This is a genomic window from Halotia branconii CENA392 (assembly GCF_029953635.1).
Taxonomy (GTDB): domain Bacteria; phylum Cyanobacteriota; class Cyanobacteriia; order Cyanobacteriales; family Nostocaceae; genus Halotia; species Halotia branconii.
Genome location: NZ_CP124543.1, coordinates 813,701 through 830,123 on the forward strand (window position 1 = coordinate 813,701; position 16,423 = coordinate 830,123).

Annotated in this window: 15 protein-coding genes; 5 read left to right on the forward strand and 10 right to left on the reverse strand. The window is 36.7% G+C overall.

Annotation, left to right across the window (positions count from 1 at the left end; translation table 11 throughout):
* Positions 1-227: 227 nt before the first annotated feature.
* From QI031_RS03610 to QI031_RS03620, 3 genes are read left to right on the forward strand one after another with little or no spacing between them, the layout of a single operon-like run.
* Positions 228-1,337 carry an Npun_R2821/Npun_R2822 family protein gene (locus QI031_RS03610; RefSeq protein WP_343217840.1) on the forward strand — a complete coding sequence of 370 codons (1,110 nt, stop codon included), beginning with the start codon at positions 228-230 and terminating at the stop codon, positions 1,335-1,337.
* Between the two features lie 46 nt (positions 1,338-1,383).
* Positions 1,384-2,331, forward strand: a complete 948-nt coding sequence (locus QI031_RS03615; RefSeq protein ID WP_281483857.1) for a glycosyltransferase family 2 protein — start codon at positions 1,384-1,386, stop codon at positions 2,329-2,331.
* Positions 2,332-2,376: 45 nt separating this feature from the next.
* Positions 2,377-3,306: a glycosyltransferase family 2 protein gene (locus QI031_RS03620; protein ID WP_281483858.1), complete on the forward strand. Its 930-nt coding sequence runs from the start codon at positions 2,377-2,379 to the stop codon at positions 3,304-3,306.
* 107 nt (positions 3,307-3,413) lie between these two features.
* Here QI031_RS03620 and QI031_RS03625 read toward each other — a convergent pair whose 3' ends face one another.
* The 5 genes from QI031_RS03625 to QI031_RS03645 form a co-directional block, all read right to left on the reverse strand.
* The gene (locus tag QI031_RS03625) at positions 3,414-4,706 is read right to left on the reverse strand and encodes a glycosyltransferase family 4 protein (RefSeq protein WP_281483859.1); all 1,293 of its coding nucleotides are present in this window, start codon (positions 4,704-4,706) and stop codon (positions 3,414-3,416) included.
* Between the two features lie 94 nt (positions 4,707-4,800).
* Positions 4,801-5,529, reverse strand: coding sequence for a ParB N-terminal domain-containing protein (locus tag QI031_RS03630; protein WP_281483860.1), 729 nt, complete (start codon positions 5,527-5,529; stop codon positions 4,801-4,803).
* Positions 5,529-6,893, reverse strand: a complete 1,365-nt coding sequence (locus tag QI031_RS03635) for an AAA family ATPase (RefSeq protein WP_281483861.1) — start codon at positions 6,891-6,893, stop codon at positions 5,529-5,531. Before QI031_RS03635 ends, QI031_RS03630 begins: the two co-directional genes overlap by 1 nt.
* Before the next feature lie 270 nt (positions 6,894-7,163).
* Entirely contained in the window at positions 7,164-8,822 is a 1,659-nt protein-coding gene (locus QI031_RS03640) for an alpha-amylase family glycosyl hydrolase (RefSeq protein WP_281483862.1), read from the reverse strand.
* 303 nt (positions 8,823-9,125) lie between these two features.
* Positions 9,126-9,503, reverse strand: a complete 378-nt coding sequence (locus QI031_RS03645) for a DUF1823 family protein (RefSeq protein WP_281483863.1) — start codon at positions 9,501-9,503, stop codon at positions 9,126-9,128.
* A gap of 254 nt (positions 9,504-9,757) precedes the next feature.
* Here QI031_RS03645 and QI031_RS03650 point away from each other — a divergent pair, with 254 nt between their 5' ends.
* Positions 9,758-10,060 (forward strand): acylphosphatase, encoded by a 303-nt coding sequence (locus QI031_RS03650; RefSeq protein ID WP_281483864.1) that lies wholly within the window; start codon positions 9,758-9,760, stop codon positions 10,058-10,060.
* A 227-nt stretch (positions 10,061-10,287) separates the two neighbouring features.
* Here the strand turns inward: QI031_RS03650 and QI031_RS03655 are convergent, their stop codons facing one another.
* Complete coding sequence (locus QI031_RS03655; RefSeq protein ID WP_281483865.1) at positions 10,288-10,437, reverse strand: CHAT domain-containing protein; 150 nt, start codon at positions 10,435-10,437, stop codon at positions 10,288-10,290.
* Positions 10,438-10,451: 14 nt separating this feature from the next.
* Here QI031_RS03655 and QI031_RS03660 point away from each other — a divergent pair, with 14 nt between their 5' ends.
* Positions 10,452-11,063: a GDSL-type esterase/lipase family protein gene (locus QI031_RS03660; RefSeq protein WP_281483866.1), complete on the forward strand. Its 612-nt coding sequence runs from the start codon at positions 10,452-10,454 to the stop codon at positions 11,061-11,063.
* 27 nt (positions 11,064-11,090) lie between these two features.
* Here the strand turns inward: QI031_RS03660 and QI031_RS03665 are convergent, their stop codons facing one another.
* The 4 genes from QI031_RS03665 to QI031_RS03680 form a co-directional block, all read right to left on the reverse strand.
* Positions 11,091-12,077, reverse strand: coding sequence for a hypothetical protein (locus tag QI031_RS03665; protein ID WP_281483867.1), 987 nt, complete (start codon positions 12,075-12,077; stop codon positions 11,091-11,093).
* A gap of 59 nt (positions 12,078-12,136) precedes the next feature.
* Complete coding sequence (locus QI031_RS03670; RefSeq protein WP_281483868.1) at positions 12,137-13,357, reverse strand: MFS transporter; 1,221 nt, start codon at positions 13,355-13,357, stop codon at positions 12,137-12,139.
* 590 nt (positions 13,358-13,947) lie between these two features.
* Positions 13,948-14,670 (reverse strand): hypothetical protein, encoded by a 723-nt coding sequence (locus QI031_RS03675; RefSeq protein ID WP_281483869.1) that lies wholly within the window; start codon positions 14,668-14,670, stop codon positions 13,948-13,950.
* Between the two features lie 402 nt (positions 14,671-15,072).
* Positions 15,073-16,404, reverse strand: a complete 1,332-nt coding sequence (locus QI031_RS03680) for a calcium-binding protein (RefSeq protein WP_281483870.1) — start codon at positions 16,402-16,404, stop codon at positions 15,073-15,075.
* Positions 16,405-16,423 lie beyond the last annotated feature (19 nt).

The window sequence follows — 16,423 nt, forward strand, 5'->3', positions numbered from 1 at the left end:
TTACCTCTGTGTCCTCAGCGTCTCTGTGGTTAGATTCTCCTTGTTATATCAATTCTCTGTGAAGCCGCACATTATTTTGACCCCTCCCCAAGGCATCGGCTACGGTGTATACACAGGTGCTAGTAAACTACTATCTGAAGGAGTTGTGGGTGGAGTTATTTATATGAATCTTCATATATAACTGGTATTACATGTTTTTTGCCAAAAATTGAGAATTTATTTTTGAGATGACACTTGCCACAGATTATGCCATCATTAATCTGTCTATATATTTATTAATAAAACTTTTCAAACACAAACACAAAGGATTTATAAAAATGGAATCTTTCGGTGTTTATACCCTCGCCAATGATGTTGTTTACAATCAATTAATCGCATTACTCAACAGCATTGAGGTGAATGTTAGCCCAAATATTCCTATTTGTATTATTCCTTATGATGGGCGACTCAATCGGGTCAGACAAGAAGTTAATTCTCGTAAGAATGTCATACTATATGATAACTGGGAAGTTATTCAACATTGGGAAGAATTTGCTCATCAAGTTTGGGTAGCTCATCCTAGAGAAATGTGGAGCAAGGCTTCGCGTCCTACTTGGTACAAAAGTCATTTACAAAGAAAGTTTGTCACTTTTGATGGTATTTTTGAGCAGTTTGTATTTTATGACTGTGACAGCTTGGTCATGAAGCCTGTTGATGATGTTATCAAAAAATTAGCTATTTACGATTTTATTTTTGATGATTGGGAACATACTAAGCCTCGGTCTGTAGCTGCGTTAGATATTGCAGTTGTAGAAGCGTCGGGTATGTATACGGAAGCAAATATCCGTCCTAAGTTGCACTGTTCTAGTTTTTTTGGCGGTAAGCGAGGATTATTTACTGCCCAAGACATTGCAGCCATGAAGCAACGGTTAATTGCTCAAAGAGAAGTTGAATGGATTAATAAAACTGGATGGTGGGATGATGCTTTTTTGTTTAATTATATGACTTTGGGGGGCGATCGCTCATTATTTAACTTTACACTCAGCCCAGATCATCAAGATAGAACTGGCAATTGTGCCAATGCCGATATCTTCCTCAATATCAATAATATTCTTTACGATAAAAACGGATTAAAGCCTATACATCGCATTCACTATATGAGCTATTCTCCAGGAGATTTTGCTCGTTTATGCCAAGGTGAAGATATCAATATTTGTTATAGAGAAGAATTTTTATACTATCGTTTTCTCAAACATCCAGAACACAGACCAAAAAAATTAGAACCACAGAATATGATTTCTAAAACTAACCAATTATTTGGTAAGACTATGAAAAAATTGCAAAGGACTTTATTTTAAATTTTACCTACATATATATCTATATTAATACTGTATTCATAAAAATATGCCTAAAATTAGTGTTTGTATTCCTACTTTCAACCGTGTTAATCTTCTGCCTTATGCTATTGAAAGTGTCCTCAAACAGTCAGAACCAGATTTTGAATTACTTGTTTGTGATGATGGTTCTAGTGATGGAACCCCAGAATTGATGTCACAGTATACAGATAACCGGGTTAAATATATCCGCCACGCCCAAAATATCGGTAAAAGTAATAATATGCGTTCTGGTTTTGATGCAGCCAGTGGCGAATATTTTATGAAATTTGATGATGATGACCGACTCACAGCCGATTTTTTAGCCTGTACTACAGCCATTCTTGATCAAGATTCTAGCATTGATTTTGTGGGTACAGATCATTGGATAATTGATATCAATAATGTCCGAGATGAGGATAAAACTCAGGAAAATTCTCGTCGATGGGGTAGAAGCAACTTAGCAAATGGTATTGTCCACAATTTATTAGAGGTTGTCTTTATTCAACAAAGTTTCCAAGTTGGAGCAACTTTGTTTCGTCGGCAAACTTTACAAGAATTAGGATTTATGTTGCCCAATCTGCAAAATTGTGAGGATAATGATTTATTTGTGCGGTTAGCTTTAGCTGGTAAAAAAGGCTATTACTTACCAGAATTACTCATGGAATATCGTTATCATGCAGAACAACAAGGTATTAATCGCGCTATTCCTTATTTGTCTGATAAAATTAAGTATTTAGAAAGTTATCAATTTGATTCCGATAAATTGGAAAAAATTCGTCATAATCGCCTGCTAGAAACGCAAATATTGTTAGGATTACGCTTGATTGAAAAGGGCGAAGTTTCCCAAGGAAGGAAGTTAGTTTTAGCAGGTAAATCTTTTTCAACCGCTAAAGCTTGGACTGGTTTAGGACTATCACTTTTACCAAGTAAATTACGGATTCAGGCTTTTAAAGCACTCCGACAAGTACGTGGTTAAATATTACTTCGATATTTATACAAAAAATATTATTGAATAATAGTCATGAATAAGAAAGTTCCGCAAATTTTTATTCTAGTTATCAATTGGAATGGCAAAGCAGATACAATTGAATGTTTAGAGTCAGTACAGAAAATTGATTACCCAAATTATCAAATTATATTATTAGATAATGGCTCCATAGATGATTCAGTTCTTACCATTAAAGAAAAATTTCCTCAAGTATTAGTCATTGAAAATAATGCTAATCTGGGGTTTGCTGCTGGTAATAATGTTGGTATCGACTATGCTATCTCTCAAGGAGCAGATTATATATTTTTATTGAATAATGATACTGTAGTTGATTCACAAATCCTTTGGGCATTTATTTATGCTCATGAAAAATATCCAGAGGCGGGGATATTAGGAGCAAAAATATACTACTACAGCCAACCCGAAAAAATTTGGTTTGCTGGAGCGCAGTGGCTACCTGAGCAAGCTATTTTTAAGCATATAGGATTGGGAAAGCTAGATAATGAGAGTAATTTTACAGAAATTCAAGAAACAGACTATGTTTGCGGCTGTGCATTATTGATAACAGCAGAAGTAGTTAAAAAGATAGGAATAATGGAGCCAAAATATTTTTTAATGTGGGAAGAAACAGACTGGTGTTATCGAGCTAAAAGAGCAGGATATAAATGTATTTTAGTCCCACAATCAAAGGTATGGCATAAAATTTCAGCAAGTTTTAGTGGTGGAGACAAAGCCCCTCATTATCAATATTTTTGGTGGCGTAATCGATTATTATGGGTTGAGCGCAATTTCTCTTTTTGGACAGCATTCAGCATTTATCAAGTCATTTTTCGAGATATTTTACGCCAGATTCGCAAATATTTTAATTCACCTTTAGGTAGCCCAGAAAAACTTAAATCTCAGGCCGCTTTACGAGGAGTAAAAGATTACCTAATCCGTCAATTTGGTAATAGTTTTTCATAAATTAGAATAACATGTCTGTTGCTATAACTGTGTTTATGTGGTCAGCTAAAAGAGCTTTCAACCGCAGAGACGCAAAGAACACAGAGAGAAAAAAGAGATTTTAAAAGTCAACTTAAAGGGGCTAGTTCAGGAACTAACTGATGAATAGCTAAATTGATTTTGCGACTAACTGCTTGCCAAGAATATTCTGCCTGTACAAGTTCATAAGCAGAACGAGCCAGTTTATCTCTTAAAGAAAAATCTAACCAAAGTTGATTCACACCTTCAATTAATTCTTCGATGGTATTTCTAATTAACAGATGTTCCCCATTCCTTGCTTTGATACCTTCTGCACCTTTGGTAGTACTTACAACAGGGCAGCCACCCGCAAACGCTTCTAAGATTTTTAGACGTGTACCTCCGCCTTGAAGTAAAGGTACAACCATCACACTAGCAGCGGCTAAATAAGGTCGTACATCGGGTATGCTGCCAGTAACAATAATTCCCGGTTCTCTCTGGGCTGCTACTTGCATAGATAAGGTAGGATTACGCCCTACCAACAGCAGACGGCTATCTGGGTAGAGTTTGCGTAGTTGGGGGTAAATTTGATAAATCAGTAACTCGGCAGCTACTGTGTTGGGCGAGTATGAAAGCTGACCCAAAAAAAGTATATTGTGGCGCGTATTCTCCAATTTAGTTACTGGTGGGCATTCACGGGAGTACACACTGTTATAGTGGGCAACATTAATGCCGTTAGGTATAACTTGAGTTGGTGCTACTTGCTTGTAATACTGATTTATTAACCTTGAATCATCTTCGCTACACACCCATACTTGGCTGGCTTGTTTGACGAAATCGCTTTCAATGGACAAAAGATGGTCTAGCTGAATTTTTGCTTTGAATTGTGACTTAAAATCTGGAAGTGAACTGTGTCTTTGTTGCCACACGGATGCTTCCACATTATGGTTATCGAAGATAATTTGACACTGATGGCGTTTGACAACATTTAAGTATGGGTACAACCAGACTTCTTCAAAGATTACCAAATTGGGTTGAAATTTTGTCAGGATTGTGTCTAATTCTTCAGCCGCAGTTTTTGCATAAGCCCAATCAGCATCGGGATGTCTGCGTGATTGCAGCCACCATAAACGATTTTCTAATTTTTCCCATTTTGAGCGTTGGCTGGCAACGTTGCTGTGTTTCCATAGTGTGACTCCGGGTAAAGATGTGTTTTGAGGACTCCAGTTAGAAACTGAAAAAACACCAACGGAGCCTAATTTCATCATGATGTTGATGTTTTGCCAAGTACGTAAGCTTACTCCGCCGATGGGTGGGTAAGGCACTTCTTTGGTGATGAACAAAGTGCGAATCAAGGATGTCACTCGAATATGGTTTTGAAGAAGGGGGAATGTTTCGCGCATAGACACGAAGTGGCTTCTCGTAGAGTAGGCGCAAAGGCGCGAAGTAATTTAATGTAGCAGTTTAAGTTTATTGAATGTTGATCAAGTCAAGTAACTACCTCTTTGACCACAAATCAACTATGTCAAGCATTTTATTACTACTTATCCCTCTCTGCATACTTTTACCATGTGATATTTTGACCCTTTCTACAACATCATTTAATGATTTAAATTGCTCTTTACTACGTTCATTTTCTACTACTTCTGCTATCATAGAAGCTCTTTTTTCAGGAATCCCAACATTAATTAATCGAGAAGCAATATTAAGTTTATCAAATTTTCTAAACACTTCTAAAGGTTCAACTTTATCAGCTAGCTTCTGCTCAAGGCTTTTGACTTTATTTTCTAATTGGACGTGAGTAGTTGCTTGTTCTAATAGTTGTTTAGTGATCTTTTCAAAGCGTGACTCTAAATTAATGAGGAATTTTTCAATATCTTTTGAGTTCCATTCTGTGATGACTGGGATATTATCTTTTGGCTTTCTGAATACTTCAACTTGTTTTGTTAAAGTTTCTTCATTCTCATCTTCAATAATAAATACTCCAATCATTTCACCTTTGCGAGGATCTATTTCTCTAGCTCTAGAAGCAGCATAATACTCAAAATCTCCATCTGCTACCTCATAGGATTGTAGACTTGTTCTACGAACGACTATAGGGTTAATAACTCCCTCAGATTCTAAAATTAATTCAGCAGCTTGTTCTAACTTTTCTTCTGCAAAAAGTGAACGAGGCTTGCTGGAGATAATCTTTTTGATGGCGACAAGTGATGTAGATAATTTCATTATATTAATCCTGTTTTTTGTAGAACTTCCGTTGCTAGTAGTTCAAATTCTTGTGCAGCAGTTGAATCTGGTTTGAAATCAATTACAGAAACAGGATCAGCTACTTCGATATCTCCAATCATCAGAGTTTTTTCTGCACATTTTGCTAAATCATCTCTTTCATAAATCACAGTATCCATAACGTTAATATCATAACGTTGGGTAATTTTTTCTATTCTATTTTTTAGAGTTGATTGTATAAATCTAGCATTTGTAGATATTTTACAAGCAAGGACACCTACTATTTCAATAGGTGGTTTTTTGATTTGTTTTCTAAAGCCATTAACAGCTTTGACAAACTCTTTTACATTTGTTAGTCCTTGATTAGCAAAAGGTTTTAAATCAGAAGGAATAATCAAATAGTCTGCTGCTATTAATGCAATTCTTGCATAAAGATTTAAAGAAGGTGGAGTATCGATAAGTACCACGTCGTAGTTATCACCTACCTCTTCTAATTTATCAATTAATATTAGTCTGCTATAATCAAGGGCATTTAAATCAGTTTCATTTTTCATTAAATCAATATGTGCAGGAACAACATTAATTTCTGGATCACTAAAATTAGATTTTCTGGCTACATCAGAGATAGGATAAAAGTCCTCTGATTGTAATACATGAAAAATATTAGAATCTTTTATATCATCAAACTCTTCATCGTCAAATTTTACTAAACCTGTGGCAAATGTAGTGTTAGCTTGGCTATCGAGGTCAATAACTAAAACTCTTTTACCCTTTTTTCTGAGAGCAGCAGCTAGATTAACTACAGTAGTTGTTTTGCCTACTCCACCTTTGTTATGATAAACCGCAATTATTTTCATTGAATCTTGCCTTTCTATTTCAAAATTTGAATTAGCTTCAGATACTTGTTCTTTTAAACTGTCTATAACCTGTGATTCTTTTAGACTATCTCTGCCAATTAAAACTGTAATTGTATCTATCTTTTCTTCAACATCCTTACCAGAACATTGAAATACTAGCTGAACATCATTTTTAAATTTTTCATAAATCCTGATTTCTTTACCATTAGTGAGTAACCCATACCTGACATTCAAGCTTGTTAAATAATGCCTGAGTTTGGGAATATGATTATTTAAGTTTTGCTTCGGGCTTTTTGCCTCCATAACCACACTCAGCGGTGAGTTGGCATCTAAGACAAAGGGAATTACTTGTGCAGCAAATGCTAAGAAGTCTAAACGGATGCTACCAACAGCAACTTCTTGATGCCACGTTTCGGGAGTATACCCTAGCTGCGGTAGCAAATATTGCACTATAAGTTTACTTTCAACTTCGCTTTCGTTGCGACACAGTTCAGGGTTAAAAGGCAATATTTTTTACCTCTAGAAATTTACAAGCATGGTAAATAACTTGATACTTATTCAAGTATGCCATAGGGTTAGTTATTTATGGCACAATAAAGACTTAATAATATGTAAGTATTTTAAGTTGTATTTAATATTATTACTGATACAAGTTAATACTGAGGCAATGTCTATTGCAGCTATAAATAAAAAAAGCCCCCGTAACTAAGTTGGGGGGCTTTACGCATCGAATCTTATACAAAATGTTGATAATTTAGCACAGCGAAAACGGCTATATTACTGCCATACAAAGACTTTGGCTTCGTAAGAGCCTATGTCAGTTCTAATACCATCATCACCTGATTCGACATCATAATCGCCTGTCCATTCATGCCATGTACCACTTTCAGGGAAGTTGGGAATGTGATAATCAGCTAAGAAATTGTCTGAAAAATTGGCTACTACAACTACACGAGAACCTTCATCATTCCAACGGCTATAGGCTAACACCTTAGCTTCAGGATTTTCGTGAATAAAGTCAATCTTTTCGGTATAGAGGGCATGATTATTTTTACGCAGATTAATTAACCCTGAGTAGTACTTAGATAAATTACGGTTGAGGTCATGACCTAACAGTGTCCAATCGATTTTGGCTGATTCTTGTTGTTTGGGTTTGTATTCACCAAATTCTTCACCCATCCAAATTAAAGGTACACCGACAGCTGTCATGAGAATAGCTGCACCCAATCTAGCCCGCTTAAATGCTTCTTCGTCCAAAATCTGGCGATCGCCTAACTCTGCCATAATATGATTATGGTCATGGTTGGTGAGGTAATTAACTACATTTGTAGCACCCAAAAAGCCTTGACGTTTACAGTCAATAACATCTTTGAGGCGTTCTAAATCAAAGGTATCACCGCAGATATGTTCTAAAATACAGTGATAGAAGCTATCATGCCAACAGCCATCCATTGGGCCATCTACATTAGTAATGCTGGTGGTTTCAGGAATGTGTTCTGCAACATTGTAAAAAGGCTTAGTCCCAGCAGTCTTTTTGGCTTCCTGAACAATCCAGTGCATGAAATCGTAGTTGGCAATTTGCCTAGCTGCATCGAAACGAATACCATCTATATGATATTCTGACACCCAAAAACGGATCGTTTCACCAATAAATTTTCTGGCTGGAAAAATATCTAATTTTTCGTCGTAATGTTCATAATTAAACTCAGGTCCCCAGTTATTATCAGGGTCGCGGGGAGAGTGATGATACCAATAATCATGGTCAATTTGAGTCAACGGGGCAGATGCTTCTGAGTGGTTATAAATACCATCAATAATAACGCGGATACCTCGATTGTGGCACTCATCAACTAGCTTCTTTAACCCTTCTGTAGAACCATAGCTAGATTCAGTAGCAAAAAAGTGTCGGGGGTTATAACCCCAGCTATAGTCACCTGGATATTCTTTCAGCGGCATCAACTCAATAGCATTGATTCCTAATTCACACAAATAATCTAATTTTTCGATGACATGTTTATACTTACCTCGTGCATAAGGATCATCTTCACCACCAGAAAAGTCTCCCACATGTAATTCATAAATTACTAATTCATGGTCAGCTGGCAAAGGTTTGTCATCATGTTTCCAAACATAAGTATCAACAATCCTCTCTCCATCTTTTATGCGTACAACACTATCATCTTTGCCACTTAATTCATCAATATCCGTTGCATAAGGATCTGTAACATCAACCCATTGTTCCGGTTCAAAAAACCATGAATTAGACTGCACACGAAATTTATATTTGTAAGTGCCATCTTCTAATTCAACACTTGTCCGAAAATAACCATCTTCGCCTCTTTTCATGGGAATTTCTTCCCAATCGGAAAAGGAACCAATTAATACTGCTCCTTTGTTATAAGGCGCAAATAAGTTAAATTCAATTGGCTTTACCATGAAATTCTTTGTAAGAAATGTTGTTGATATTGGTTATTTTCTAAATTATTAATCAATTTGCCAATCAGTCTTTAGAAATAATTACATAAAAATTTCCTCTATCTGGAGAATGAAGTTTGAATCTATAAAGATAATATTTATTGAGTAATAATAGCTTAAATTAGTCTTTAGCTGCTTATATTTAATTTTCTACTACCATAAGTTATAGATCAAAATATAATTAATTAATTTCTATTTTAACTTTAAAAAAGCAAATACTCGGACTAAATTATGGGTTGATTACCGAATATTTGCCAGAATAAATTACTCCAATTGATTGCTATTTTGCTGTAAATAACTCAGTAACCAATTTGCTGCTGTTGCTCTACGAGTTTGTCGAGGGCCAAATTCACCTATTTTATAACCCTTGAAACCCAGTTTTTCTTTAACTATTTGTTTATTTTCCTTAGGAATAGAACGAGTTAACTTGACTGTTGCAGGACGACTATCAATAAAATCTGGCGGCTGTGGGTAATCATTTCGCCATTCTTGTACAACTGCACTAATATCCCACGTTTCTGTGGAGGTATCATAACGATAGCCTAAATAATGCCATACCAATTGATTAACTGTGGCATCATCAATTTGATCGTTAAGAATCGCCCAAATTGTATCTGTGTTGAGTGGTGGTAAATTAGACATAAGTAATGAAAAATACACAATTTGCGTGTGATCAAGTATCGAGAGTTAGAGATACATCTATCCAATCGACAATGACTAATAGGCAGTAAAAACAATTTACCACTATCTTGAAAACTCCTAAAGTTAGCGATGAATTTATCCCTATCTACATCTGATAAAAGACTTATCCGTCAAAACCAAAAGTGTTTGACTTAAAAAGTCGATTGCATATCCACAAAGCAGGTAGACTGGAATCGTAAAGAATAAAGCAGTCAATGCAGAATCCCACTCCACTGCCAAAAATAATTCGCGCCCATGTATTCATTTCTGGTCGAGTCCAAGGGGTAGGCTATCGTTATGCTACTGTCGATACAGCCAGCCAATTGGGATTAACAGGTTGGGTGCGGAATCTTACTGATAATCGTGTAGAAGCAGTTTTTGAAGGATCACGGGAAGTTGTAGAAGAGATGATTCGCTGGTGTCACTCAGGGCCACCTGCGGCTGTAGTCAAAGATGTAGTGATTGAGTATGAAAAACCGGAAGGATTACAAGGATTTGAAGTGAAACGGATTGAATAGATTTTACGAGTCGTGAAGCGTAAAGCCCAGACTAACGCCTCTTCTTTAGCAGATGATTGGTGGGTTGCATGTATTTTTCATCACCTTCTTTAATATCGCGTTTAACTAAGTATCTTTTCTAAAAAACTGTCAAAAGCAATCTTATCAATCAAGCCATTTTCTACAAGTATTCGGCCTACAGTGACCAAATGCACAGTATTAACACTTGAGTTACCACACCAAGAAACTTAGATTTGCCACTCACCCTGAAAATTGAAAGCCGACCAGAAATAAGGATTACGCCACTCATCTTGCTGCCACATCTTTAACTGGGTATCATGCAAAGCCACATTCAGCGATTTACCCTGCTGCAACATTTGTTGGTAAAATTCCTGCATCAAAGGAAATGAATATGACTGAAAAGTTGGGACTTCAAATCAGAATTTGTTTTATCGGCGAATCTTTCGTCAATGGTACAGGTGATCCTGAGTATCTAGGTTGGGCAGGAAGAATATGTGTTAGTGCTAATCAAAAAGGTCATGAGATCACTTACTATAATTTAGGGGTTCGGCGAGAAACGAGTACTGAACTTAAAAATCGTTGGCTGCAAGAAGTTTCCTATCGCTTACCAAAAATTTATGATGGCAGAGTTGTATTTTGTTTTGGAGTAAATGATACAACAATAGAAAACGGTAAACTTCGTGTTTCGCCAACAGAATCAATTGAAAATATTCGTAATGTTTTAAGCGATGCTAGACAATTATATCCCGTTTTAATGGTCAGTCCACTACCAATTGCAGATGATGAGCAAAATCAAAGGATTGCTGATTTAGCAAAACAATATGCTTTAGTTTGTAATGAGCTTGATGTGCCTTATTTAAATGTTTTTCCTGTATTAGAAAAATCCCATATTTGGATAGATGAAGCAAAAGCCAATGACGGCGCACATCCAAGAGCCGCAGGTTATACAGAGCTTGCCAGAATTATAGAAACTTGGGATGCTTGGTTAAATTGGTTTAATTGACCAGTTTTAATTTTTAATTTTACATTTTTAATTTTTAATTGGGTTGACGGGTAAACGAGAAATTGTCCATAAAAGGAGCAGAAAGATTAAGTAAATTATGCCAACTAGCCCAAACTCAATTAGAGGAATATAAGTTACTTCGTAAATTCTTCCCAAGCCGCGTTCAGTTAGTCCATAAACGGCCAATACACTTACTAAAAAAGCTCCATATATAGTACGTTTAGTCCAGATACCCAAAGATAGACCGTGGAGTTGAGTCAGTACTAAAATACCAAGAAAACCAAAGAGAAATGTTGGCCATTTGCTTTGTCCTAACATCCACGAGACAACTACACTATGTAAAAGCACCGTAATTTCTAAAGTGAATGTCCACCAACGGTTTGTATGGGTGCGGTTAAAAATTAGCGACGATTGCAGTAGAAGTAAAAACATATAGAGAAAACCAATTAAGTGTCCCAAAGTCGCTTCCATTGGATGATACCAAAAGGTATAGATAGCGGCGAAGGAGAAAAAGTAGCCGTGGTATAGCTTGATAATTTGCAAAAACTGTTGATGGAAGGGAACAGAATTACCAAAAAACAAACCGCGTCGGGGCGTTTCTAAAATCAGTACGAAAACTAGTAAAAGTACAACTGCACCCTGAGAAGCCCAAATTGAAGTATCTTGAGCTAGAGCATCGTACCAAATATAGGTTTGGAGAAAGTGTAAAGCAATGAATGCAAAATTAATGGCAAGCATGAGGTAATTAATGGGGTGCAACGCTGTTTTGTATTTCAGCTGCGATCGCTGCGCCCACAAAATACACGCCCAGATGCTAAACTGATGTGCAAGATATATGCCCCAAGCCGTCGCTCGGCTCCAAAATGTCGGGTTGGGAAGTTTCCAGTAGTACCAGTTTAGTCCTTGGTCAGGAAGTTTGATAATACTTGCAGGAATACTCCCACCCAGCCAAATTGCGTAGGTGAGGAGAATGCTTACAAAGATGCCTAAAAATAATACTCGGCGACCTGTCATATTAGTTCGTAATTCGTAATTCGTAATTAAGACTTTTTTTAACTTTGAAATTAAGATTTTCAGGCGACAGGTTCTGCTTTTGATTCAGATGTGTTTTTAATCACTCGTAAGCTCAAAGTCAAAGCTAATAGCATTACTAAAGATCCACTCAAAAAAGGTGCATCAATCCCAAATTTCATGAAACTAACCCCCGCCCATGTTGGCCCTACAATACGTGCCAAGGCAGAACAAGAATTAGCAATTCCTAGTATTTGTCCTTGTTCTTCTGCGGTTGTAGTTTGAGAAATCAAACTGTTCAATATTGGTTGGCTGACACTAATTCCCCATGCTACAAGTGCGGTGGCGACCAACAATAAAATTAAGCTTTGTGAAAATCCAATTAGCAATAATCCTAAACCTAACCCTAATATCCCCCAGGTAAGTAACTTGATTTCACCCAAGCGTTTCTTAAGCAATCCGATGAGTCCTCCTTGAATGATTGTGCTGACAATCCCCATGAAGGCAAAAAGATAACTTGTTTGTTGAGGTCCCCAATTTAATTGCTGCTTAGACCATAAAGCTAATGTAGAGTCCATAGCCGCAACAGCAAAGGTAACAAAAAAGTAAATGCCAGCAAGCATACAAAACTGTGGACGCTGTGACAGTTGTAGCCAGTTCAGCCGTCGCTGACGGTAACGATGAGTTTGGATTTTAGCCTTAATCTGAGAATTTAGGGACTCCGGAAGCAACATCAAAGCACACACCAATGCCAATAAGGATAATCCGGCTGCGAATAACGACGGTAAATGAAAGTTGGCGTTATTCGGATCAGAACCGACTAAAAGACCTCCAATAGCAGGGCCAAGAATGAAGCCAAGACCAAAAGCTGCCCCGATCATACCCATGCCACGCGCTCGATTAGTTGGCGTGGTAATATCTGCTATGTATGCTTGAGCAGTGGCAATATTTCCTGCCATTATCCCAGCAAGACTACGAGCAATAAACAAAATCCATAATGAGTTGGCAAAGCTTAAACCTGCGTATGCAATTACAGAACCGAATAAAGTTAGTAATAAAATCGGACGACGACCGTAGCGATCGCTAAATCTGCCCCATAATGGAGCAAATAAGAACTGCATTAAAGAATAAATAGCTATAAGTAAAGTCGCTTCATGAGGTTTTGCACCGAATTGTTCAGCATACAAAGGTAATATTGGCAGGATAATTCCGAAACCGAGTAAATCTATAAATACAGTCAAAAACAAGACAAATATAGCCTTGTGATTATTTTCATTCTCCATAGTTGCAATTTATATAGAACTCATATTTGATTTTTGAAAAAATTCAGTACACCTCAAAGAGCCTTGTTTCCTGCGATACACTGAGTTTCGACTACTTCGACTTCGCCCTTCGGCTACGCTCAGGCTAAACTCAGTACAAGTGCGCTCAACTACCGCGTAGCCGAAGTATTCCCTGTTTTCTGTTCCCCGTCTACGCAAGTAATTTCAGAAATCAACCGATTTGTACACTTAGATAAAATATATGTAGCTTTGTTAATTATGATAAATATGATGATTTTTGAACAAAGAAAAGTAAAATGAATCAACTAATTAAAAAAACATTGTGTTTGAATTTGAGCATGGTTAAGCAAAATAGCGTGGAATAAACCTATGATGAAAATCAAGCCAATAATACTACTAATAAAAGCAACTATCATCTCATGCCTTCGTATAGCTTTTTGGATTTTAGTGTCTATGATGTCTTCTAATTCTTTGTATGACATTGAGTTTAATTTGACTGAAAATAATATGTTTGTGAAACTTAAGTATTTACTTAAATTTGAGTATATCTATAAATCATTAAATGAAAGTTATTTCAATTTCTGATAATTTCAAGTGTGTCGGCGTAGTTTCAAAACAGTACCTGAAATGCCAAAAGCTAATATCGCCAAGATAAAAGCTGGTTCGGGAACTGCAATAATGCTGACCCGATTAATAGCCAAGCCGTATTGTGGAGAAGAACTGCTAAAAACGAGCCGCGAAATATTAGGAGTGTCGCTACGAATCCCTAAGAACACTGCGGAATTATCTAATGCTAACGATGAAGTGCTTAAAACTGAGTAACTACCCAACAGATTATTAGCATTATCAAAAGCACTAATAAAAATTTCAACTTCTAAATTACTAATATCTACAGCTATTTGAGTACCAGCGCCAAAAATAGGTTCTTCAAAACTAATACTAAAAGGCCCTCCATTCCCTTGAGTCCGAGGATCAGCAGCACCAGGAGGAAGAGGTTGAAAACCTGTTGGATCTATACCTCCAAAGAGAATAAAATCTCCTTGTGCAAAGTTAGTCCGAATGCCGGGTGGAGGCAAAGTTTGAAAGACAAACGGTGGAGTAATTTGAGGATTTAAGCTTGGACTTATATCTACATCCAATTTTAAACCACCTTGAGATGTTGCTATAAAAGAGTTAGGTAAAAAACTAGAAAAATTAGGAGCAGAGGGATTAAATACTTTACCTAAACTCACCCAATCAACTTGATCATGGCCTCCCAAAATAGCACGTTCAGTTACTAAAAAGGTAGCTGCTTTAACTGGTAGTGATGTCAATGTTATTAAACTTGTAACTATCGATAAACATTTTAATTTGGCAGAAAAATTAAACAATTGTTTTCTCATAACAGCTATAATTCTTAAGTTAATAACTTTAACAAAGCTAAATATTAGAGTATCATCAATATTTTATAATCTACTCCGAATATAAAGTATTATATTACTCCCAAATGTATTTTAAGATAAATACTGTGTTTAGTAACTATGTTGCAAAAAACTTTGATATTAGCTGATAATTATTAATAAAATTTATAATTTTTACCAACCTTACATCATTTTTTGCAACACAATATTGGTTTGAGTTATAAACTCAATTGCTTGTGTTTTTACTATCCTCAACTGGATATTAGCAAACTACTAACCAGTGCTTCCGTAACAAGTTGAAAAAACTTTGTAATTTTATACTAATTGAATACTTAAATTGGATGGGAGATTTTCAAGGAAGGCAAATTGATTTCCTAAGAAAGACAAGTTACCGTTAGAGGTGTCAAAAGAAAAATCACTAATGTTAGTAGTACCAAATCCTACTTTAGAAACTTGGATTACGTCTTTTTGAGCAAAGTTGTAATCTTTGATGGTATCAATACCCTCATTAACACTATTGAAAATAAACTTATCTGCACCAAAGCCACCTATAAGAATATCATCACCTTCTCCACCAGTGATGGAATCATTACCAAGGCCTGCGGAGATAATATCATCGCCCCCATTACCTATTAATTGGTTCTTTTGATTGTCGCCAGTGATGATGTCACTTTCATTTGTACCGATAACATTATCAAAGTTGATCACCGTAAATGGCAATGTTCCCAAACCAGGAACGTTATTGGCCGATATACTTTGATTTTGTAGGTCAGCGGTGATAGATACGCCAGGAACAGATTGGGATGCATCTATAGTGTTGTTTTTCACACTAGCATCAGCAATAACCGTTTCTACTTTGAAAAGTTGGTCTGTTCCTAATTTGCCAGCTTTTTCAACTGTGCCTACACCGGACAGAGTAATGCTTTTACCCAGTTTTCTGTAGTCTGCGGTGTCAATACCATCTCCCCCATCAATGCTGTCGTTACCCCGACTGCCTTTAAAGGTGTCATCGCCTGCGCCACCTGCTAACTTGTCATTACCGCGTCCACCGTCAATCAAGTCATTGCCACCTCTACCATCAATGCTGTCATTGCCATCATTACCGAATAATCGGTTACTTTGATTGTTGCCAATAATACTGTCATTTTCATTTGTACCTTGGATGTTGACAAAGTTAATGACATTAAATGTCAATGTTCCCAGACCAGGAACATTAAGGGCAGAAATAGTTTCGGCTTCTAGGTCAACAGCGGCAGATACTCCGGGTAAAGATTGGGATGCATCTATGGTGTTGTTTTTTACACTAGCATCAGTTATAACTGTTTCAACTTTAAAAAGTTGGTCTTTTCCAAATTTACCAGCTTTTTCAACTGTGCCTACACCTGAGAGAGTAATCCTTTTACCTAGACTACTATAGTCTGCGGTATCAATGCCATCTCCACCATTGATACTGTCATTACCCCGACTACCTCTGAAAGTGTCATCGCCAGCATTACCCGCCAAGGTGTCATTACCGTTTCCACCGTCAATTAGGTCATTTCCCAGACCGCCGGAGATATTGTCATTACCTCCACGACCAAAAATTTGATCGTCATTATTAGTGCCCGACAAAAAGTCACTGTTAGCAGTACCAACAATAGTGGACATAATGTATACCTTATTTTGG